Source organism: Nocardia sp. NPDC004260, assembly GCF_053603155.1.
In genome coordinates, this window is record NZ_JBSGEZ010000024.1 from 1 (window position 1) to 21,169 (window position 21,169).

The window sequence follows — 21,169 nt, forward strand, 5'->3', positions numbered from 1 at the left end:
AGGGCGACATCGACCGAAACACCTACAAGATTGAGATCGACGTCACCATCAACACCAGTTGACACCAGCCCGACCAGCCTATGTGAGCGGCATTGACGCTAGAACTCGACAGGGCGATGCACTTCCCCGTCCGATGGTTCTGGACACCTCACGAAGAGGTCAGGTCTTCGTAGGGACGCGATACATTTGTCGCGGATTCGTGAGTTCCTCTGTCCCACTCGAACGCGGGCGCGACCATGACCTACATCGCGGCGGCCGTGTTCGCGACACAGCTGCGCGACAGGTCACACCCGCACTCGGTCGGTGAAGGCGAGCGCGCCGCCGAAGCCGGTCAGCGCGACCCCGGCGAAGCTGTCGACGGCGATCTGTGCTCGTCTGCGGCGCAGGACAGCGTGGAGGCGCGTTGCGGTACCGACGAATAGCATCCACCAAGCGAAACCGATGGCTATGTCGAGTACGCCGAGTAGCAGGACTTGTGGTGTTACCGGGTTCGCCGGGGCGAGGAACTGCGGCAGCACCGCGACGAAGAACAGCGCCGCTTTGGGATTCAATACGTTCGCGGTGAACGCCTGGGCGAAGACCTGTCGCCCCGCTACGGATGCCGGTGGCGACACACTGGATGCCCGCGCGACGTCCCAGTGACGCCAGCCGCGGTACCCATCGCGCAATGCGCGCACGCCCAGGACGACGAGATATACCCCGCCAGCCAGTTTCACCACTGTGAACGCCTCGGCGCTGGTCGCCAATATCGCCGACAGCCCGGCCGCGGCGGCCGCCATATGCACGATCAAGCCGCATTGAACGCCCACCGACGCGCAGATACCCGCAGCCCGCGAGCGCGAGGCATGTCGCAAGACCAGAAGCCAATCGGGACCAGGAATCACATAGGCCAGCAGCACCGCACCCACGAAACCCCACACAAGACCAACATCCATCCCAAGTCTCCCGGGCTCCTCGACAGCAACCTCCCCGGGCAGCCTAGGAGAAACGACCTCGTCACGCAGCTCTCGAGCCCGGCGACGTCAGGAAGGATCCGCCGCGACAAGGGACAACGTCCGCCGGATGGAGGGCAAAGGTTGCACAGTGCCTTGCAGGTATGCGTACGGTCCCGCGAAAACCGTTGGAAACTGGAAGGATCAGCGCAATGATTCTCGTGACAGGAGCGACCGGCAATGTCGGCGCTGAAGTTGTGCAAGCCCTGGCCGCGGCGGGCGAGCCGGTGCGCGCGCTGGTGCGCGATCCGCAGCGTGCGGTCGTACCCCCGGAAGCGGAAGCCGTGGCGGGCGACCTCACGTCTCCAGAGACCCTGAGTTTCGACGGGGTACGTGCGTTGTTCCTGCTGCCCGGTTATCCAGCGGTCGCGCAGGCGGCCGCGAAGGCGGGCGTCGAACACATCGTGCAACTGTCGGGTGTTTCCGCGGGCACCGGCGACACATCCAATGCCGTCACCCGCTATATGATGGCCTCCGAGCAGGAAGTCACCGAATACGCTGCGGCATGGACCATTCTGCGCCCCTGCGCCTTCGCATCCAACGCCCTGCGCTGGCTCCCCCAGCTGCGCGAAGGAGACGTGATTCGCGCTCCGTTCCCCGGGGTGCGCACGGCCGCTCTGGATCCGCAGGACATCGGCGCGGTAGCTGCCACCGTACTGCGGGACAACAGTCATCACGGCGAAATCCTCTGGCCTACGGGGCCGGAGCCGCTCACACCCGCGGAGCAGGTCGCGATCCTGGCCGAGGCCGTCGGCCGCGATCTCATCTGTCAGGGCCTCGGCGACGAGGAGGCCCGCGCCGACATGCTCCGCACCACCCCCGTCGAGTATGTGGACGCCTTCTTCGACTTCTACGTGAACGGAGCCATCGACGAATCCATTGTCCGAGCGACGGTAGAAGAGGTCATCGGCCGCGCGCCACGGACGTTCGGTCAGTGGGCCACGGCCCACGCGGACGCCTTCCGGTGATCATCCGCGCAGGATCACCCCCGATCGAAGGTACTGGGAGGGGCGTGCCGCGACCGGGCGCGACGGCTCCGTGCCGCATTCGCCCCGTGGCGGATCAGTCGAGGTTCAGCAGCATTCCGGTTTCCGGGTCGTACCAACGGCACGCTTCGGGTGGCAGGTACAGATCGGAGGGGTCGCCCTCGGCGGCACGAAAGCTCGGCGGCGCTTGAACTTTCACGGTCTGACCGCCGACGCGGGTGGTGAGCAGGGTCGAGGAGCCGAGTGGCTCCAGCACTTCGAGTTCACCGCGCACGGTCGCGTCCGCGGGGCCTTCGCGCACCACGATGGCCTCGGGGCGGATACCGAGCCGGAGGGTGCCACCCTCGAACGACGACAGCGCCGCGGGCACGGCGAGTGATTGCCCGCCCAGGTCGATCCGCGGTCCGTCCTGCGCCGCGGAGACCACGCCGGTGAGGAAGTTCATCGGCGGGCTGCCGAGGAAACCGCCGACGAATTCCGTCGCCGGGTCGTCGTAGACCTCGGTCGGCGGGCCGCACTGGACGATCGATCCGTCCCGCATCACGGCGACACGGTTGCCCAGCGACAGCGCCTCGACCTGGTCATGGGTGACGTAGACGGTCGTGGTGCCGAGTTCCGCGACGAGTCGTTTCAGCTCGGCCCGGAACGACAGCCGCAGCAGCGCGTCCAGGTTGGACAGCGGCTCGTCCATGAGCAGCACGTCGGCGTCCATCACGATGGCCCGCGCGACCGCGACACGCTGGCGCTGCCCGCCGGACAGCCGCGCCGGGTAGCGGTCCAGGTACGGGGTGAGTTGCAGCAGGTCCGCGGCCCAGGCGACTTTGCGCCGGATCTCCTCGGCCGGTACACCGTGCACGCGCAGGCCGAAGCCGATATTGTCGGCGACCTTCTTGTTGGGGAAGACCGCGTAGGACTGGAAGACCATCGACAGGTTGCGCCGCCGAGGTTCGAGGTAGGTGACGTCCTTGCCGCCGATCACGATCTGCCCCGAGTCCGGCAGCTCCAACCCGGCGATCATGCGCAGCAAGGTCGTCTTGCCGCAGCCGGAAGGCCCCAACAGCACCATGAACTCGCCGTCGGCGATCTCCAGCGAAACCTCGTCGGTAGCACGCGCCGTGCCGCCGGGATAGGTCTTCACCAGATCCCGGACAATCACCTCGGCCATCAGCGAACCCCTGTCATCTGAGCGTCGTCCCCCACATGTTCACCAGGTAGCGCCGCATCACGAAGATGAACACCAGCGCCGGGATGATCAGCGCGAAGCCACCGGCGAAGCGGTACGCGGTCGACGCCTCACCCAGCGCCGTGAGCACCTGCGCGGGCAGCGTGCGGTGCCCGAGCGTCACGATCGTCGCGCCGAGGATCTCGTTCCACGACAGGACGAATGTGAAGATCGATGACGCGGCCAGACCCGGCAGCGCGAGCGGCACCACGACCCGGCGCGCGGCCTGCCATCGAGTGCACCCGAAGACCCGGGCCGCCTCCTCCAGATCCGGCGGCACCGCGACGAAGATGCTCGCCGTGATGAGCACGGTGGTCGGCAATGCGAGCGTGGTGTGCACCAATGTCACGGCGAACACCGTGTCGTACACATCGATTCGCAGGAATACCGTGGCCAGCGGCACCGAGAGCACCACGATCGGCAGCGCTCGCACGAAGAGAATGAAGACCTGGTAGGTGTCTTTGCCGCGAAAAGCATGGCGGGCCAGCGCGTATCCCGCGGGCGCGCCGATCACCAGCGACCAGAACACCGTGCACAGGCCGACGAGCACCGAGTTGCCCAGTGCGGCGACGGTCCCGGTGGCGCGGAAGAAAGACACCAGGGTGTCGGTGGAGAATTCCTTCGGGATGAGTGGCTTCGGGAACTCGTTGAGCGCCGCGCGGGAGGACAACGCGGCGAGTCCGATGAGCACGATCGGCAGCGCCATGAACAGACTTACAGCAGTGCAGGCCGCCTGCACCCCCACCGCGCGCAGGCGGCGCCTGCGCAGGGGTGCGCGGTCGATGGGTGGCAGCACGCGCCGCGACGGCGCCTCGGCCGAGTTCATCGCGCTCCTCGCCTCCTGCGCGTGCGCCCGCGGCCCTCCGCCGCACGAGCGCGACTCATCGGGCCTGCTCCGGCTGCCGGACCGCACGCAGGTAGAACACCGCGGTAGCGAGCGAGATCGCCAGCACGATCAGCGAGACAGCGCTGGCGACCGCGGGGTTCTGCAGATTCGCGTACCACTCGTAGGTCTCGCCGACCAGCAGCGGAAAGTCCCGGCCGGTCAATGCCTGCGCCACGGCGAAAGCCTGCAGCGCGAGGATGGTCCGCAAGATCAGCGCCACTTGCAAGCTCGGGCCGAGCAGCGGCAGCGTCACATGCCGCAGCCGCTGCCAGAGGTTCGCTCCGAACACCTGCGCGGCCTCGTCGTAGTCGCGCGGGACCATCTGCACGCCCGCCACCACGATGACGAACACCAGTGACGTCGCGCGCCAGATCTCGGCGACCACCACGGCGAGCAGCATGGTGCCCGCGTTCCGGTAGCTGAGCCACTGCACGCCGTCGTCGGAGAGCCCGATGCCGACCAGCAGCGAGTTCAGGTAGCCGCGGTTGTCGAAGATGGACAGCCATACCAGGCCCGCGGCCAGTTCGGAGATCGCCAGCGGCAGGCACCACAGGTAGAAGTGGCCGCCGGCGAATCGCGGCCGGGCCTGCATGAGCAGCGCCATGGCGACGGCGAGCACCAGTTGGACCGGCACGACGATCGCGATCAGCAGGAGGGTGTTGCGCAGCGCGGGGAGGACGTAGGGATCGTCGAACAGCCGGTCCCAGTTGGCGAGGGTGAATCCGTCGCCGCCACGGAACGCCTCGAGCACGGCCTGCACGAGCGGCCAGCCGAACAGGGCCGACATCAGGACGATCGACGGCAGCAGCAGGATCCACGGGGAGCGTAGACGCGACATCATGGCTCATCCCACCCGGCAGAGCTCTGCGGCCGGGTCGGGCGCCCAGCACGGCACTTTCAGCTCGTCGAGGATGCCTTGCAGCACCCGGGCCTGCTGATCCAGCGTGGAACGGATATCCGCCCCGTCGAGCACGATCGAACGGAAGCTGTCTTTGAAGACCTTGCTCACCTCACCTTCACGCTGGCCCAGACCCACCGGCGGCAACGAGAGAATGGCGCCGGGCGCCTCCCGCTGCTTGCGCACCGCGTCCGCCTCGAGCTGGACGGCCGGTGGCAGGTCGGTAGGGATCGCCGTGTCGACCGCCGGGAAGAAGCCGTTGGAACGAAGCAGTCGCAGTTGGGTTTCCGGGCGGGTGAGCGTGCTGATCGTCCGCTGCGCGAGTTCGGGATCCGTACTGCCCTTCGGGATCGCGAGCCCGGCGATCACGGCCATGTAGCCGAGTCCGTGTGCGCCCCGCGGCGCCGGAAGCATCCGCCAGTCGCGCGGGTCGCGCTCGGGCGCGTGGACCAGGCGCACGACGTGGTCCCACGCCATCCGCGCCTCGCCGCTGTCGAGCGGCTCCTGCATGAAGTCGAAATTCGTGCTCGACTGGACGCAGTTGGCCCACAGCTCACGCAAGTACTGCCACGCCGTCACGGCCTCGTTCGAGCGGAACGTGGTGATCTGGCCGCCGGTGAACGAGGGCAGCAGGAAGCCCTGGACGAACCGGTGCAGCAGGCCCTTGGGGCCCGCGGGCAGGCCGAGCACGGGGCGATTGCCATTGGCGCGGCGCGCGGCGACGGCCCAGTCGAGGAACTGGTCATAGGTCAGCGACGCGGCGTCGACTCCGGGCGGCAGGTGTTCGAGCGCGTCCGCGTGCGCGGCGAGGACGTAACTCGCCGTGGCCCATGGGATGTACCACGTGCGGTCGGTGCCGATCTTCGCGAGTTCCAGGTATTCCGCCGACCAGCCGCGGGCGCCGAAGTCGGCGAGCAAACCGGTGAGGTCGTCCAGGTAGCCGTCCGCGAGCGGAGCGAGGTCGCCGTGCAGACCGCCGAGCAGACCGATCTTGGTCGCGCCCGCGTCGACCTGGCTGCGCACCTGGCTCGCGAACGGGCTCTCCTCGATGGTCACGTAGCCGACGCCGGGCGCGGCGGCGGCCAGCAGGGTACGGAACCGCTCGGCCTCGTCGGCGGGACGGAACTGGGTGGACAGGAAGATCATGCCGCCGTTGCCGCTGGTCGCGAATCCGGTACAGGCCGCGGCGGACAGGGCCGCCGCACCGGAGCCCACCGCGCGCAGGAACGATCTGCGCGTCGAACCGGATACCGGCATGCATGGCTCCTGCTAGGGCACAACGGGTTTCAAGCTTTTGTCAGGTTGGTTAACATAAGTGCGCTGAGAGATATTGTCAATATGCCCGCGACACCATCCAGCCCCACTTCGCCAGGACATGTGCTCGCCCTGCTGCGCGCCACCGGGCCGCTGACCCGGCTCGAGCTGCAGGAACTCGCGGGGTTGTCGCGGGTGACGTTGACCGAGCGGCTGGAGGCGCTGCGCGGTCTCGGGCTCGTCCGCCACGCGGGGCACAAGGAATCGAGCGGAGGACGACGCGCCGAAATGCTCGAGGTCGATGACACCGGAAGCACCGCGCTCGTCGCCGATCTCGGACAGAGCCATGCCACGCTGGCCGTGGTCGACCTGCGCGGGACGGTGTTCGCGAGAGAGGACCGGCGGCTCCCCCTGCGGCACAGCCCGGCGCAGGTCGTGCCGATGCTGCTCGACACGGGACGGAAGCTGTTGCGGCGGACCGGGCGAGCGGAGAGCTTGTGCGCGATCGGCCTGTCGGTGCCGGGCCAGATCGACCACGACAGCGGAGTGACCGTCGCGCCGCCGACCATGCCGGACTGGAACGGCGCCGCGCTGCGCGAACCGTTCGCCGACGCGCTCGGTGTCCCGGTGCTGCTGGAGAACGACGCGAATGCTCTGGCATTCGGCGACTTCCGCGCGCTGGACCGTCCCGCCGCGACCCTCGTCGGCGTGAAGGTGGGGACCGGAATCGGTGCGGGCGTGGTGATCTCCGGACGCGTGCACCGTGGCGTGAGCGGCTCGGCGGGCGAGATCGGGCACCTGCGGATCGAGGGCAGCCGACAGCTCTGCAGCTGCGGCCGCCGTGGGTGTGTGGCGGCGGGCGCGGGCGGGCAGGCGCTGGCCCGGGACCTGGGCGTCCGCACGACGGCCGACGTGGTCCGGCTGGTCGGCGACGGCAGCCCAGAGGCGATTCGCTCGACCGAGCGAGCCGGGCGCCTGGTCGGGACCGTGCTCGCGACGATGGTGTCGATCGTGAATCCGGCCCATGTCCGCGTCGGCGGGGCGATCGGGGTGCTGCCGCCGTTTCTCGAGGGGGTGCGGCGCGGCGTCGAGTCGAACGCGCACCCGAGCGCGTTGCGCGATCTCGACCTCGGCCCCTCGCGGCTCGGTGAGAACGGCGCGTTCGTGGGGCTGGCGGGTCTGGTCGCGGACGAGATGTTGTCCCCGGCGACCGTGGACGCGATGGTCGCCGCGCGACAGGAGGTCTGATCTGCTGCGAGCCTTTCCCGGTGTATGTGCTCGGCACGGCGGTAGCGAAGCCGTGCCCGGCAGTTGGTTCGGGGTGGTGGCGAAGGCGGTCGATTCAGAGGTTGCCGGGCTGTCGCCCCCGAAACACCCGGTTGTCCGTATCGGGCCGTACATCGCAGATGGCATGCCGCGCCAGCCATTGCGGAGGCGGGTAGCTACCGTTAGGTTCATTCCATGAGTTCCGCCTTTCCGCATTTGCTGTCGCCGATCGCGCTGGGGAGGGTGAAACTCCGCAACCGAGTTGTCATGGGCTCCATGCACACCGGGCTGGAAGATCGGGCCTGGCACATCGACCGGCTGGCCGCGTTCTTCGCCGAACGCGCACGCGGCGGCGTGGGGCTGATCGTCACCGGCGGCTACTCCCCCAGCCGCGACGGATGGCTGTGGCCGTTCGCGTGCGCGATGCTCGACGAGACCGACGCCGAGCGGCACCGCGTGATCACCGACGCCGTTCACGAAGCGGGGGGCAAGATCGCGCTGCAGATCCTGCACGGGGGGCGCGATTCGAACATCCCCACCAATCTGGCGCCCTCGGCGGTGGCGTCGCCGCTCACCGCGTTCGAACCGCGGGCGTTCACCGAGCAGGAGATCGAGACCACGATCGCCGATCACGTGCGCTGCGCGCGGTTGGCGCTACTGGCCGGATACGACGGCGTCGAGATCATGGGCGGCGAAGGCTTTCTGATCAACCAGTTCCTCGCGCCGCGCACCAACACCCGGACCGATCGCTGGGGCGGATCGGCGGCGAACCGGCGGCGGTTCCCGGTCGAGGTCGCCGCTCGGACCAGGGCCGCCGTCGGCGACGACCTACTCATCATGTTCAGGATGTCGCTGGCCGAGTTCGTCGAGGACGGGCAGACCTACGCCGAGATCATCGACTTGGCGAAGGAACTCGAAGCCGCCGGAGTCGACGTCATCAACACCGATATCGGCTGGCACGAGTCGCGGGTGCCGACGATCGTCACCTCGGTGCCACGGGCCGCGTTCGTCGGATACACCGCGGCGCTCAAGGAACATGTCTCGATTCCGGTGTGCGCGTCGAACCGGATCAACATGCCCGAGGTCGCCGAGCAGATCCTCGAGCGCGGCGAGGCGGACCTCATCTCGCTGGCCCGCCCGCTGCTGGCCGATCCGGAATGGGTGAACAAGGCCGCCGGATCGCGGGTGGACGAGATCAACACCTGCATCGCCTGCAACCAGGCCTGCCTGGACCACACCTTCACCCGGCAGACCGTGTCCTGCCTGGTGAATCCCCGCGCGTGCCACGAGACGCTGCTGCAACTGCTGCCCACCAGGCGGGCCAAGCGCGTCGCCGTCGTCGGCGCCGGTCCCGCCGGGTTGTCGGCCGCGATCGGACTGGCCGAGCGCGGGCACCAGGTGGAACTGTTCGAAGCCGAGGACCGGATCGGCGGACAGTTCGACCTCGCCCGCCGCATCCCCGGCAAGGAGGAGTTCGACGAGACGATCCGGTATTACCGGCGCAAACTCGAACTCACCGGCGTCACCGTGCATCTGAATGCCCTGGCCACCGCCGACCAACTCGCCGCGGGTGGCTGGGACGAGGTGGTGCTGGCCACGGGCGTACGCCCTCGAATTCCCGAGATCCCGGGCATCGATCACCCCATGGTGCTGTCCTATCCGGAACTGATCCGGCAGGAGAAGCCCGTGGGCAACCGGGTGGCCGTCATCGGCGCGGGCGGAATCGGTTTCGACGTCGGCGAGTTCTTGACCGCGGTCCACCAAGTTCCGCTCGCGCTCGACGAATGGCGCGACGAGTGGGGTGTCACCGACGACATCCACGCTCGCGGCCAATTGCGTACCCCTCGGCCTGCCAGGGCGATCCGGGAAGTGACCTTGCTGCAACGCAAGTCGGGGCCGTTCGGACTGACCTTGGGTAAGACGACCGGCTGGATCCACCGCGCCGCGCTCGACGCGCGCGGGGTCCAGCAGATCGGCGGGGTCAACTACGAACGGATCGACGATCGCGGACTGCATATCAGCTTCGGTCCGCAGCGGCAGGCGCCGCGAGTGATCGAAGTGGACAACGTGGTGGTGTGCGCGGGCCAGGAATCGGTCCGCGACCTGCACGGCCAGCTCGAATCGCGTGGCGTGCGGGTGCATCTTATCGGCGGCGCCGACGAAGCGAAGGAGCTCGACGCCAAGCGCGCCATCCAGCAGGGCACCCAGCTCGCGGCCGAACTCTGATCCCGGACGGCCCGGGGACCTGGTCCCCGGGCCGTCGGAATTCACCCGTTGCCGCCGCCCATCCGGACGAACGTGGCGGTCGCGGTCGCGTAGACCTTCCCCGCGGCATCGACGAGACGGCTCTCGGCGGTGGCCGTCGTCCGGCCGACGTGCACCGCCTCCGCGACCGCCTCCAACGCCCCCTGGGTGTGCGAGACCCCGCGCACCAGATTGGACGTCATGCTCACCGTCGTGAGCATGGACTTGTCCTGCACCGACAGTTGCACCGCACCCCACATCGCGACGTCGAGCACCGTGCCGACCACGCCGCCACCGACCACACCGAGGAAGTTCACATGCCGCTCGTCCGGCGTGAGGCGCAGCGTCATCCGCCCCGGCGCGGCGTCGACGACCTCGATGTTGAGTAGTTTGGCCAGTGGCGGCAGCGGCAGTTCGCCGGTACGGATGCGCTCGACGAGTTCGTCCCTGGTGAGCTGGATCATGCCCAGCACGGCGATGCCGGGGTCGTCCCACTCCAGGTGCAGTGAGCGCACGCCATCGGTCACTTCGATCGCCGACACATCGTCGGGTGTCATGGTCTTCTTCCTCTACTTTCCGCTGATCTGCTGGTCGATGAGAGCGAACAGTTCGTCCGCCGTGGCGGCCGCCTCGACGGCGTCGCGGCCCTGATCGGCGACCGGCGCGGGCTCGGGCGCGGGTTCGTCGATGGCGTCGGTCAGCGTCGCGCGGATCCGCTCGGCCAGCCGCGCCTTGTCCTCCTCCGACGGCAGGGTCGCCAGCAGCGCGGCGAGCGCGGCGATCTGGTCATCGATCGCCGAGGTGGTCGCGGTCGCTTCCCATTGCGACCGCAGCAGTTTCGCCACCGCGCTCACCGTCGGGTAGTTGAACACCAGCGTCGACGGCAGTCGCGTGCCCGTGCCCTCCGACAGCCGGTTGCGCAGCTCGACGCCGCCGAGTGAATCGAAACCCATCTCGTTGAACGGAGTTTCGGGATCGATCGCCGCCGCGGACTGGTATCCCAGCACCGCCGCGGCGTGTTCGCGGACGAATCCGAGCACCAGCGCGTCGCGTTCGTCCTCCGGCGCGGTGGCGAGCAGGTCGGCCAGCAGGCCGCCGGTGGCGGTTGCGCTGGAGACCCGGCGGGCACGGCCGGCGACCAAGCCGCTCAGCACTTCGGGCAGCAGCCCCGCACGCGCCTGCGCGGCCAGAGCGGACTTGTCGAACTCGACGCAGGCGACCATGGCCGCATCCGTGGCGAGCGCGGCGTCGAACAGCGCCGTACCGTCGGAGTCACCGAGGATCCGCAGACCGATACGCTCCAGCCGCGCCAGCGCGGCCCGGTCCATTTCGGCGGTCATGCCCGTGTCCTGGTTCCACAAACCCCAGGCGACCGACAAGGCGGGCAGCCCCTGCGCTCGCCGGGCCTGCGCGAGCCCGTCGAGGAACGCGTTCGCGGCCGCGTAGTTGCCCTGTCCGGGCGAACCGAGAATCGCCGCGGCGGAGGAGAACACGACGAACGCGGCCAGGTCGTGGCCCCGGGTGAGCTCGTCCAGGTGCAGCGCGCCGTCGACCTTGGGCGCGAGTACGCGATCGATCCGCTGAGCGGTCAGCGTCTCGATGGTGGCGTCGTCGATCAGGCCCGCGGAGTGGATCACCGCCGACAGCGGGTGCTCGGTCCCGATCGACTCGATCACGGTGGCCAAGGCCGCGCGATCGGCCACGTCGCACGCGGCGACCCGGGTGCGCGCACCGAGCCGTTCCAGCTCGGCGATCAGTTCCGCGACACCGTCGGCCGCCGCGCCGCGCCGCGACACCAGCAGCAGATGCCGGACGCCGTGTGCGGTGACCAGGTGCCGCGCGATCACCGCGCCCAATCCGCTGGTTCCGCCCGTGATCAGCACCGTGCCGTCGCCGAAAGCGCCTGTTCTACCGAGCTTTTCAGACTCATCGACGGGTATGTCACCATAGGCCAAGCGTGGCAGGTATATCTCGCCCGTGCGGACCGCCACTTGGGCGTGCCCCGATTCGAGCACGCCGAGCACCGTCGCGGCGTCCAAGTCTCCGTCGTGGTCCAGCAGCACGATACGACCGGGTTGTTCCGATTGTGCGCTGCGGACCAAACCGGTGACGGCCGCGGCGGCCAGATCGACCGGTTCGCCGTTCAGGCCCGTCGCGCGGCGGGTCGCCACCACGAGGCGAGTGTCCGCCAGCCGCTCGAGCGACAACCAGGATCGCAGCAGCTCCCAGGCGGTGCGGGTCGCCTCCCGCACCGTCCCGGGCTCGACCGGGTCAGCGGTGGCCGCCGGTCCCTCCGGGAGCGACCAGACGACGATATCCGGAACCTGTTCGGCTGCGGTGACTTCCGACGCGTCGAGGTAGTGACGGTCGACACCGGATACTCGCGCATGCCCCATCGTCGCCACACGGTCGGGCACCGCCCGCAGCGCGGGTAGCTCCGCGCGCGTCCAGCTCAGGGTCAGGGGTGCCGTACGGCGTCCCGCATGCGCCGCGCCCAGCGCGTCGGCCGCGATCGGACGTGCGGAGACCGCATCGATGCGCGCGACGGGCGAGCCGGCGTCGTCCGCGATGTCGATCGTGACCTGTCCCTCGGCATCCCGGACGACGCGAACGCGCGCCGCGGTGACACCGGAGCGCCACAAGCGCACACCGGTGAAGGAGAAGGGCAACGGCACCTGCCCGGCGGGCAGGTCGCCGATCAGCTCGGCGAGCGCCGCGTGCAGGCATGCGTCCAGCAGCGCCGGATGGATGCCGAACGGAGCCGCCGCGACGCTCACGGATTCGTCGAGGGACACCTCGGCGAAGGTCTGCTCGCCGCGCGTCCACAACGCGGTGACGCCCTGGAAACCGGGACCGTAGTCGAAGCCGCGCTCCGCCAGCCGGTCGTAGAGCGACCCGTCCGACGGCTCCGCGCCGGACGGCGGCCACACCGGTTCGCTCCACACCGGCGCGTGGTCGTCGTCGGCGGTGGTCAGGACGCCGCTCGCATGCCGCACCCACGGGTCCGTGCCGTCGGACTCCCGATCGGCCGCGCGGGAGTGCACGGCGAATACGCGCCGCCCATGCTCGTCGCGCGCCCCGACGCTCAATTGGAGCTCGATCTCGGCGCTCGCGGTGAGCGGCAACGGAGCTTGCAGCAACAGTTCGCCGACGACGCCGGCGTCCACCTGCGCGCCCGCGGCGAGCGCCATCTCCGCGAAGGCCGTGCCGGGCAGCAATACCGAGCCGAACACCGCGTGGTCGCCGATCCATGGCTGGGTGCGCGCGGAGAACCGGCCGGTGAACAACCATTCGTCCTTGCCCGCGACCGGCACCGCGCTGGTCAGCAGGGGATGGCCGAACGAGCCGGTCACGACTTCGGGAGCCGGTCGTACCCAGTACCGGCGGCGCTGGAACGCGTACGTCGGCAGCTCCACCCGTGCGTCCGCTCCCGGCAGCAGCGACCGCAGCCGCACCGGTGCGCCTGCCGCGAAGGACTGGGCGAGGAGCGTGACGAACTGGGTCACCTCGTCGACCGAACGCCTGGACGAGGCCGCCACCAGAGACTTCGTCGCCACCTGCGGACGTTCGGCCAAGCATTCTCCGGTCATCGCGGTGAGCGCGGCGTCCGGTCCGATCTCGATGAAACGCCGCACCCCGGAGTCGAGGAGGCTGCGCACCCCGGGCGCGAAGCGCACACAGCTGCGCACCTGCGCCACCCAGTAGCCCGGATCGCGCATTTCGTCGCCGGCCCGCGCGCCGGAGACGTTCGACACGATCGGCACGGTGGGTTCGCGATAGGTCAGTCCCTCGGCCACCGCTCGGAATTCGTCGAGGACGGGTTCCATCAGCATCGAATGGGACGCGTGGGAGATCCGCAGCAGGGTGTTCTTCCGTCCCGCCTCGGTCAGCCGCCGCCGCATCTCGTCGACGGCATCGGCGTATCCCGAGAACACCACCGACTCCGGACCGTTCACCGCCCCGATCGCGAGCCGGTCGGCGAGACCGCTGAGCAGTTCCTCCGCTTCCGTCTCCGACACCGCGGCCGCCAGCATCGCCCCGCCGGCGGGCGCCGCGCCCATCAGCCGTCCCCGCGCCGCCACCAGCACGCAGGCGTCCGTCAGCGACCAGACCCCGGACACATAGGCCGCGACGAGTTCGCCCAGCGAGTGACCCGCGAGCACGTCCGGTACGAGACCGTACGACTCGAGCAGCCGGAACATCGCCACCTCGAAAGCGAACAGCGCGGGCTGCATCCAGTCCATCCGGTCGAGCACCCCGTCCTCGTCGGTGAACATCACCTCCCGCAGGGAACCCCCGAGATGCCGGTCGAACTCGGCGCACACCTCGTCCAACGCGGTCGCGAACACCGGAAACGCCTGGTACAGACCGGCACCCATGCCGACTCGCTGCGCGCCACCACCGGTGAAGAGGAAGGCTGTCGTACCCGGCACGGCCAGTGCCTCGACCGCGTGCGGCGACGTCGTTCCCGCCGCCAGCGCGGCCAGCCCGGCGAGCAGTTCCTCCCGATCGCGGCCGACGACCACGCCGCGGCGATCCAGCAGCGCGCGCGAGTCGAGCAGCGCACGCGCCACCCGCCCCGGGTCGATCTCCGGTGCATCGGCCAGCCAGGAGCGCAAGCGTTCGGCCTGACCGCGCAAAGCTTCCGCGGATTTCGCGGAGACCACCAGCGGTACCACGCCGCCCGCTACCGGGCCTGAGTCCGCCGCCGGTCGCTCGGCACGCGGGGACGGTGGCGCCTCCTCGAGGATCACGTGCGCGTTCGTGCCGCTGATACCGAACGACGACACCCCCGCGCGTCGTATCCGGCTGCCCGAGGTCCATGATTCGGCGTCGGTCAGCACGCGCACCGATCCGGCCGACCAGTCCACATGGGGTGAGAGTTCCTCGGCGTGCAGGGTTCTCGGCAGCATCTCGTGGCGCAGCGCCTGCACCATTTTGATCACGCCGCCCACACCGGCCGCCGCCTGGGTGTGGCCGATATTGGATTTGAGCGAACCGACACGCAGCGGACCTTCCGGGCGGCCCTGGCCGTAGGTGGCGAGCAACGCCTGTGCCTCGATCGGGTCGCCCAGTGTCGTTCCGGTGCCGTGCGCTTCCACGGCATCCACGTCCGACGGCCCGAGTCCGGCATCGGCCAGCGCCGCCGCGATCACCCGCTCCTGCGACGGACCGTTCGGCGCGGTGAGACCGTTGCTGGCGCCGTCCTGGTTCACCGCGCTGCCGCGCACCACCGCGAGCACGTTGTGGCCGAGTCGCCGTGCGTCCGAGAGCCGTTCGACCACCAGGACGGCCGCGCCCTCCGCCCACGCCACACCGTCGGCGGCGGCCGAGAACGATTTGCACCGCCCGTCCGGCGCCAGTCCGCGCTGGCGGGAGAATTCCACGAACACCGTGGGCGTGGCCATCACCGTCGCACCGCCCACCAGGGCGAGCGAACTCTCCCCCTGTCGCAGCGCCCGGCAGGCCACGTGCAGTGCCACCAGCGAGGACGAGCACGCCGTATCCACCGTCATCGCGGGGCCTTCCAGACCGAGCGAATAGGCGATGCGTCCCGAGACCACGCTGGCCGCCGAGCCGGTGCCCACGTAGCCTTCGGCCTCGGGTCCGGCCTTGCGGGTCAAGACCTCGTAGTCCTGGTACATCACCCCGGTGTAGACGCCGGTGTCGGTGCCCCGCAGCGACGTCGGATCGATGCCCGCGTGCTCGAGCGCTTCCCACGACACCTCCAGCAGCAAACGCTGCTGCGGGTCCATCGCGTTCGCCTCCCGCGGGCCGATGCCGAAGAATCCGGCGTCGAAATCGGCCGCGTCCGTCAAGAACCCGCCCTCTTTCACGTAGGAGGTTCCGGTGTGTTCGGGATCGGGATCGATCAGGCGATCGAGATCCCAGCCGCGATCGTCGGGGAACTCGGAAATGGCGTCGGTCCCCGAGGCCACCAGGTTCCACAGATCGTCCGGCGACGCGACTCCGCCGGGGTACCGGCAGGCCATGCCGACGATCGCGATCGGTTCGTCGGCTCGCGCGCGCTTCTGCGTCGGGCGGACGCCCTGCCCCGCGCCGTCGATCCGGGAACGCAGCAGCCGGGCGACCGCCGCGGACGTCGGGTGATCGAAGGCCAGCGTCGACGGCAGCCGCAGACCGGTGGCCTTGGTGAGGCGGTTGCGCAGGTCCACCGCGCCCAGCGAATCGAAGCCCAATTCGCTGAACGGCTTGTCGGCCTCGATCTGTTCGCCCGTGGCGTGTCCCAGTACCTTGGCGACCTGATGGCGCACGAAATCCAGCACGAGCGCGTCGTGCCGGTCCGGTGGCGCCGACGCGAGCCGCTCGGCCAGATCGCCGCCGCCCTCGGCACGGCGCGGTACCGCTACCAGCGAACGCAGCAGCGGAGGCAGCAGATCCGCGCGGGCCTGCGCGGACAATGCCGCGGTATCGAAGTCCACGGCGGCGACCAGCGGCATCTCCGCGCCCGCCGCCCGGTCGAACAGCGCGAGCCCGTCGGACTCGGCCAAGGGGCGGAAGCCCATGCGGGACAGACGGTCCAGGCCTGCGCGTCCCAGTTCGGCGGTCATCCCGCCGCTCTGGTTCCACGGGCCCCAGGCCACCGAGACCGCGGGCAGACCCGCCGCGACGCGCCGCCGGGCCAGCGCGTCCAGCACCGAGTTCGCGGCGGCATAGTTGCCCTGGCCCGCCGAGCCCAGGACCGCCGCGATCGAGGAGAACAGCACGAACGCCGACAGATTCCGGTCACGGGTGAGTTCGTCGAGGTGTAGTGCGGCGTCGACCTTCGGCGCGAACACCCGCTCGATCCGGTCGGGCGTGAGTGCGTCGAGCGTCGCGTCGTCCAGGACGCCGGCGGCATGGACGACGGCGGTCAGCTCCGGGCCGTCGGCCAGCTGGTCGAGCAGGGCGCGCACCGCGGCGCGGTCGCCGACGTCGCAGGCCAGTACCCGCGACCGAGCACCGAGTCCGGCCAGTTCGGCTACCAGTTCGCGGACACCGTCGGCCCGTTCGCCGCGGCGTGACACCAGAGCGAGATCCCGCACACCGTGGGTGGCGACCAGGTGCCGGGCCACCAGCGCGCCCAACCCACCGGTCCCGCCGGTGATCAGCACCGTGCCTCGGCCCAGGGTGACGGCCGTGCCGGGCGCGTCGTCACGCCGGGCGAGCCGGGGCGCGACCAGTTCGCCGCCACGCGCCGCGAGCTGCGGCTCGTCGGTCGCGAGGGCCGCCGAGATCAGCTCGGGCCCGATGACCGCGTCACTCTCGATGTCCACCAGCACGATCCGGCCGGGATGCTCCGACTGCGCGCTGCGCAGCAGGCCCCAGAGCGCCGCGGCCGCCAGATCCGGATCCTCGCCGGGCAGTCCGGCGCCGTTACGGGTCACCGCGACCAGCCGGGTGTCGCCGGACTCGGGGAGGCGTAACCAGGACTGCACCGCCGCCAGCGCGGTGTTCACGCTCCGGCGCACCCGGTCGGCCTCGGTGCTGTCGGCGTGCCCGGGACCGGACTCGGCGAACCACACCACGGCGTCGGCCTGCACTCGGGTGTTCGCTCCCGGGGCGTCGGTACCTGCGGCCGCCACCAGCGCGGCCATATCCGAATAATGTTCCTCGAAAGCGGATTCCGAAGGTCCGCCGACCGCCGCCAGGCGCACCGCGCCGGACCCGGTGCCGGAAGCCACCGCGGCCCACCGCACGTCGTAGAGACGGTGGGGTCCGGCGGAGCGCGCGCTGCGCACCGCGTCGCTGTCGACCGGCCGCGCCCGCAGCGCATCGATCGTCAGCAGCAACGCGTCCGTATCGTCGCGGAGTTCTACCCGCGTCCCTTCGGAGCCCGTCCGCCGGATCAGCGCGCGCGCCGCGCTCGCGCCACCGCGATACAACCGCACGCCGGTGAACGAGAACGGCAGCGGCGCCTGGTTGTCGGCGAAATCAGCGGACAATACGTCGACGGCGGCGTGCAACGCGGCATCCAGCAGCGCGGGGTGCACGCCGAAGCGCGAAGCGTCCGAATCGGTCTCGCCGAGCCGCACCTCGGCCACGACGGAGTCGCCGCGGCGCACGAACCGGCGCACGCCCTGGAAGGCGGGTCCGTAGTCGAGACCGCGGGCGGCCAGTTGGTCGTAGAGCGCCGCGCCGGTGGTCGCGTCCTCGTCGTGGAACGGTTCGTCCGTATCAGCGGGCACCGCCGAGTTTCCCGTGTCGGGAGCGAGTACACCGCGGGCGTGCGTGGATCCGGCGGTCGGGTCGCCGACGGTCCGCGAGGCGATGACGAAGCGCCTGCGCCCGGCGTCGTCGGGCGATTCGACACTGATCTGGATATCGATTTCGGTTCCCTCGTCCAGCCGCAGCGGCGCCTCCAGGACCAGCTCGTCGATCGTCCCGGCATCCACTCGCGCGCCGGCTGCCAACGCGAACTCCACGAACGCGGTCCCGGGCAACAGGACCGTGCCGAACACCGTGTGATCGGCCAGCCACGGCTGCGAGGCCGTGGACAGGCGACCGGTGAACAGCCACTCGTCCGTACCGGCCAGGGCCAGCGCCGCGCCGAGCATCGGGTGGTCCATCGCCGTCAGTCCGGCGCGGCCCACATCGCCGATGCCGTCGGTCGGCGGCAACCAGTACCGCTGACGCTGGAACGCGTAGGTGGGCAACGGAACTCGGCGCGCCCGCCGACCGGGGAACAGCGGGCTCCAGTCCACGTCGGCGCCCGCGGCGTGGGCGGCGGCCAGGAACGCGGTGAACTGCCCGACCTCGTCCGCGCCGCGTCGTGCGGCGGCGACCACCGCGCAGCGGGCCTCGATATCGGGTTGTTCGGTCAGGCATTCGCGGGTCATCGCGGTCAGCACCGCGTCGGGACCGATCTCCAGGAATCGTCGCACCCCGCCGGCGGCCAGCGCCTGGACTCCCGGGGCGAACCGCACGGCCGCCCGGACCTGACGGACCCAGTACTCCGGATCGGTCAGCTCGTCAGCGGCCGGTGCGCCCGAAACGTTCGAGACGATCGGGATCGTCGGCTGCCGGTAGGTCACACCGCGTGCCACGGCACGGAACTCGGCCAGCATCGGTTCCATCCGCGCCGAATGGAAGGCGTGGCTCACGCGCAGCCGGTTCGTCCGACGGCCCTGAGCAGCGAAAAGCCGCTCGACCTCGGCGACGGCGTCGGCGTCACCGGACAACACCACGGAAGAGGGCCCGTTCACGGCGGCCACGGACACCCGGCCCGCGTACCCGTCGAGCGCGGCCGACGCCTCCGCTTCCGGCACCGCCACGGCCAGCATCGCGCCGCCGGCGGGCAGTGCGCCCATCAACCGTCCGCGCGCCGCCACCAGCGCACACGCGTCGGGCAGCGACCACACTCCGGCGACATACGCCGCCGCGAGCTCACCGATGGAATGGCCGAGCAGCACATCCGGTGTCAGCCCGAACGATTCGGCGAGCCGGTACAGCGCCACCTCGTAGGCGAACAGCGCGGGCTGGGTGTACTCGGTCCGATCCAGCGGTCCCGGCGCGCTGTCGCCGTCCGCCGCCTCGGCGCGGAGCAGGTCCCGCAGCGAACGTCCGAGCAGCGGATCGAATTCGGCACAGACTCGGTCCAGCTCCGCCGCGAACACCGGGAACGCCGCGTACAGTTCCCGTCCCATCCCGGCGCGCTGCGCACCCTGGCCGGTGAACAGGAACGCCGTGCGTCCCGAGCCGACGCGGTCCTGGACCACACCGGGCGCGGAACGACCCTCGGCGAGTGCCGTCAGACCGGCCAGGAGTTCGTCCCGGTCGCGACCGACGACCGCTCCGCGCCACTCCAGCCGGGCACGGGAGGTGAGCAGCGAGTACGCGATATCCTGGGCGTCCGTTTCCGGGTCGTCCGCCATCCACTGCCGCAAGCGATCCGCCTGCGCATGCAGCGCCGCACCGGAACCGGCCGACAGCAGCAACGGAATGATCCGCGGGGCAGCGTGATCCGATCCGATCCCCACCGTGGGAGCGGGCTCGGACTCCCCTTCCGCGGCGGGCTCGGCGGGCGCTTCCTCGAGGACGACGTGGGCGTTGGTACCGCTGGCGCCGAAGGACGACACGCCCGCGCGCCGGACCCTGGCACCGGCGGGCCACGGCTCGCTGTCCCGTAGCAGCCGCACGGTGCCCGCGGACCAGTCCACATGGGGGGTGGGCGCATCGATGTGCAGGGTCTTCGGCAGCATCTCGTGCCGCATGGCCTGCACCATCTTGATCACTCCGCCGACACCGGCCGCAGCCGAGGTGTGACCGATATTGGATTTCAGCGATCCCAGACGCAGGGGCGCGTCGGCCTGCCGGGCGCCGTAGGCCGCGATCAGTGCCCTGGCTTCGATCGGATCGCCCAGCATCGTGCCCGTGCCGTGCGCCTCCACCGCGTCGACGTCCGCGGGCTCCAGGCCCGCGTCGCGCAACGCCTGCCCGATCACGGCTTCCTGCGACCGGCCGTTCGGCGCGGTCAGTCCGTTGCTGGCGCCGTCCTGGTTGATCGCGCTGCCGCGCACGACCGCGAGGACGGTGTGCCCGAACCGCCGTGCGTCGGAGAGCCGTTCGAGCACCAGCACGCCGAGTCCCTCGGAGAATCCCGTCCCGTCGGCCGCCGCCGCGAAGGCCCGGCACCGTCCGTCGGGTGAGAGGGCGCGCTGCCGCGCGAACGCGATGAGCAGCGACGGGTCCGACATCACGGTGACGCCGCCTGCCAGGGCCAGGGTGGCGTCACCGTTGCGCAGCGCCCGGCACGCGAGATGCAGGGCGACCAGCGATGACGAGCAGGCCGTATCGATCGAGACGGCAGGCCCTTCCAGCCCGAGGGTGTAGGCGATCCGGCCCGACAGCACGCTGTTGGAAACACCCAGATACGCGTGGCCTTCCGTTTCGGCCGTGATATTCGGGGAGCCGACGCGGGGCCCGTAGTTCTGGTGGGCCACCCCGGCGAACACGCCGGTGTCGCTACCCCGGAGCGAGGCCGGGTCGATCCCGGCGTCTTCCAGCGCTTCCCACGCCGCCTCGAGCATCAGGCGCTGCTGCGGGTCCATCGCCGCGGCCTCGCGCGGGCTGATGCCGAAGAAACCCGCGTCGAAGTCGGCGACGGAATCGAGGAAACCGCCCTCCCGCGTGTAGACCGTGCCCGGCACGTCCGGGTCGGGATCGAACAATCGCTCCAGGTCCCAGCCACGGTCGGACGGATACACCCCGACGGCGTCCACGCCCGCGGCGGCGACGCGCCACAGGTCCTCGGGTGAACGGACTCCGCCGGGGTACCGGCAGGCCATACCGACGATGGCGATGGGCTCCCGCGTCCGATCGGTGAGTTCGCGCAGGTGTTGTTTGGTCTCGTAGAGCTCCTTCGCCGTCTTCTTGAGATAGCGGCGTAGCTCGTCGGTGTCGGCCATCGGTGGGGCTCCT

At 70.2% G+C, this 21,169-nt stretch carries 9 protein-coding genes and 1 pseudogene; 3 read left to right on the forward strand and 7 right to left on the reverse strand.

Translation table 11 applies throughout. The features are described from left to right. Positions 1-284: 284 nt before the first annotated feature. Positions 285-935, reverse strand: coding sequence for a LysE family translocator (locus tag ACWEO7_RS16110; RefSeq protein ID WP_452424053.1), 651 nt, complete (start codon positions 933-935; stop codon positions 285-287). A gap of 209 nt (positions 936-1,144) precedes the next feature. Between ACWEO7_RS16110 and ACWEO7_RS16115 the strand changes: the two genes are divergently transcribed. Further along, positions 1,145-1,960, forward strand: coding sequence for an NAD(P)H-binding protein (locus ACWEO7_RS16115; protein ID WP_452424055.1), 816 nt, complete (start codon positions 1,145-1,147; stop codon positions 1,958-1,960). A 94-nt stretch (positions 1,961-2,054) separates the two neighbouring features. Here the strand turns inward: ACWEO7_RS16115 and ACWEO7_RS16120 are convergent, their stop codons facing one another. Genes ACWEO7_RS16120 through ACWEO7_RS16135 form a run of 4 tightly spaced genes read right to left on the reverse strand, consistent with a single transcriptional unit; the run spans position 2,055 to position 6,241 of the window. Next, the gene (locus tag ACWEO7_RS16120; protein WP_452424056.1) at positions 2,055-3,143 is read right to left on the reverse strand and encodes an ABC transporter ATP-binding protein; all 1,089 of its coding nucleotides are present in this window, start codon (positions 3,141-3,143) and stop codon (positions 2,055-2,057) included. Between the two features lie 13 nt (positions 3,144-3,156). Then, positions 3,157-4,026 (reverse strand): carbohydrate ABC transporter permease, encoded by an 870-nt coding sequence (locus ACWEO7_RS16125; RefSeq protein ID WP_452424057.1) that lies wholly within the window; start codon positions 4,024-4,026, stop codon positions 3,157-3,159. Between the two features lie 55 nt (positions 4,027-4,081). Next, on the reverse strand, positions 4,082-4,927 hold the full coding sequence (locus ACWEO7_RS16130; RefSeq protein ID WP_452424058.1) for a carbohydrate ABC transporter permease: 846 nt from the start codon (positions 4,925-4,927) through the stop codon (positions 4,082-4,084). A 3-nt stretch (positions 4,928-4,930) separates the two neighbouring features. Beyond that, positions 4,931-6,241: an extracellular solute-binding protein gene (locus ACWEO7_RS16135; RefSeq protein ID WP_452424059.1), complete on the reverse strand. Its 1,311-nt coding sequence runs from the start codon at positions 6,239-6,241 to the stop codon at positions 4,931-4,933. A gap of 81 nt (positions 6,242-6,322) precedes the next feature. On the opposite strand from ACWEO7_RS16135, the gene ACWEO7_RS16140 reads away from it, so the two are divergent. Together ACWEO7_RS16140 and ACWEO7_RS16145 are read left to right on the forward strand one after the other, a co-directional pair. Continuing rightward, the gene (locus ACWEO7_RS16140) at positions 6,323-7,486 is read left to right on the forward strand and encodes an ROK family protein (RefSeq protein WP_452424061.1); all 1,164 of its coding nucleotides are present in this window, start codon (positions 6,323-6,325) and stop codon (positions 7,484-7,486) included. Positions 7,487-7,699: 213 nt separating this feature from the next. After that, complete coding sequence (locus tag ACWEO7_RS16145) at positions 7,700-9,730, forward strand: FAD-dependent oxidoreductase (protein ID WP_452424063.1); 2,031 nt, start codon at positions 7,700-7,702, stop codon at positions 9,728-9,730. 41 nt (positions 9,731-9,771) lie between these two features. Here the strand turns inward: ACWEO7_RS16145 and ACWEO7_RS16150 are convergent, their stop codons facing one another. Both ACWEO7_RS16150 and ACWEO7_RS16155 read right to left on the reverse strand, forming a co-directional pair. Continuing rightward, positions 9,772-10,305 (reverse strand): PaaI family thioesterase, encoded by a 534-nt coding sequence (locus tag ACWEO7_RS16150; RefSeq protein WP_450018502.1) that lies wholly within the window; start codon positions 10,303-10,305, stop codon positions 9,772-9,774. Positions 10,306-10,317: 12 nt separating this feature from the next. Beyond that, positions 10,318-21,144 (reverse strand): annotated as a pseudogene (locus ACWEO7_RS16155) (type I polyketide synthase); the annotation flags it as partial. Positions 21,145-21,169: the final 25 nt, after the last annotated feature.

Excerpts from the sequence above, each read along its gene's own strand:
- ACWEO7_RS16115 (WP_452424055.1), top strand. The coding sequence starts at position 1,145 with ATGATTCTCGTGACAGGAGCGACCGGCAATGTCGGCGCTGAAGTTGTG.
- ACWEO7_RS16150 (WP_450018502.1), bottom strand. The coding sequence starts at position 10,305 with ATGACACCCGACGATGTGTCGGCGATCGAAGTGACCGATGGCGTGCGC.
- ACWEO7_RS16130 (WP_452424058.1), bottom strand. The coding sequence starts at position 4,927 with ATGATGTCGCGTCTACGCTCCCCGTGGATCCTGCTGCTGCCGTCGATC.
- ACWEO7_RS16125 (WP_452424057.1), bottom strand. The coding sequence starts at position 4,026 with ATGAACTCGGCCGAGGCGCCGTCGCGGCGCGTGCTGCCACCCATCGAC.
- ACWEO7_RS16135 (WP_452424059.1), bottom strand. The coding sequence starts at position 6,241 with ATGCCGGTATCCGGTTCGACGCGCAGATCGTTCCTGCGCGCGGTGGGC.
- ACWEO7_RS16110 (WP_452424053.1), bottom strand. The coding sequence starts at position 935 with ATGGATGTTGGTCTTGTGTGGGGTTTCGTGGGTGCGGTGCTGCTGGCC.
- ACWEO7_RS16140 (WP_452424061.1), top strand. The coding sequence starts at position 6,323 with ATGCCCGCGACACCATCCAGCCCCACTTCGCCAGGACATGTGCTCGCC.
- ACWEO7_RS16145 (WP_452424063.1), top strand. The coding sequence starts at position 7,700 with ATGAGTTCCGCCTTTCCGCATTTGCTGTCGCCGATCGCGCTGGGGAGG.
- ACWEO7_RS16120 (WP_452424056.1), bottom strand. The coding sequence starts at position 3,143 with ATGGCCGAGGTGATTGTCCGGGATCTGGTGAAGACCTATCCCGGCGGC.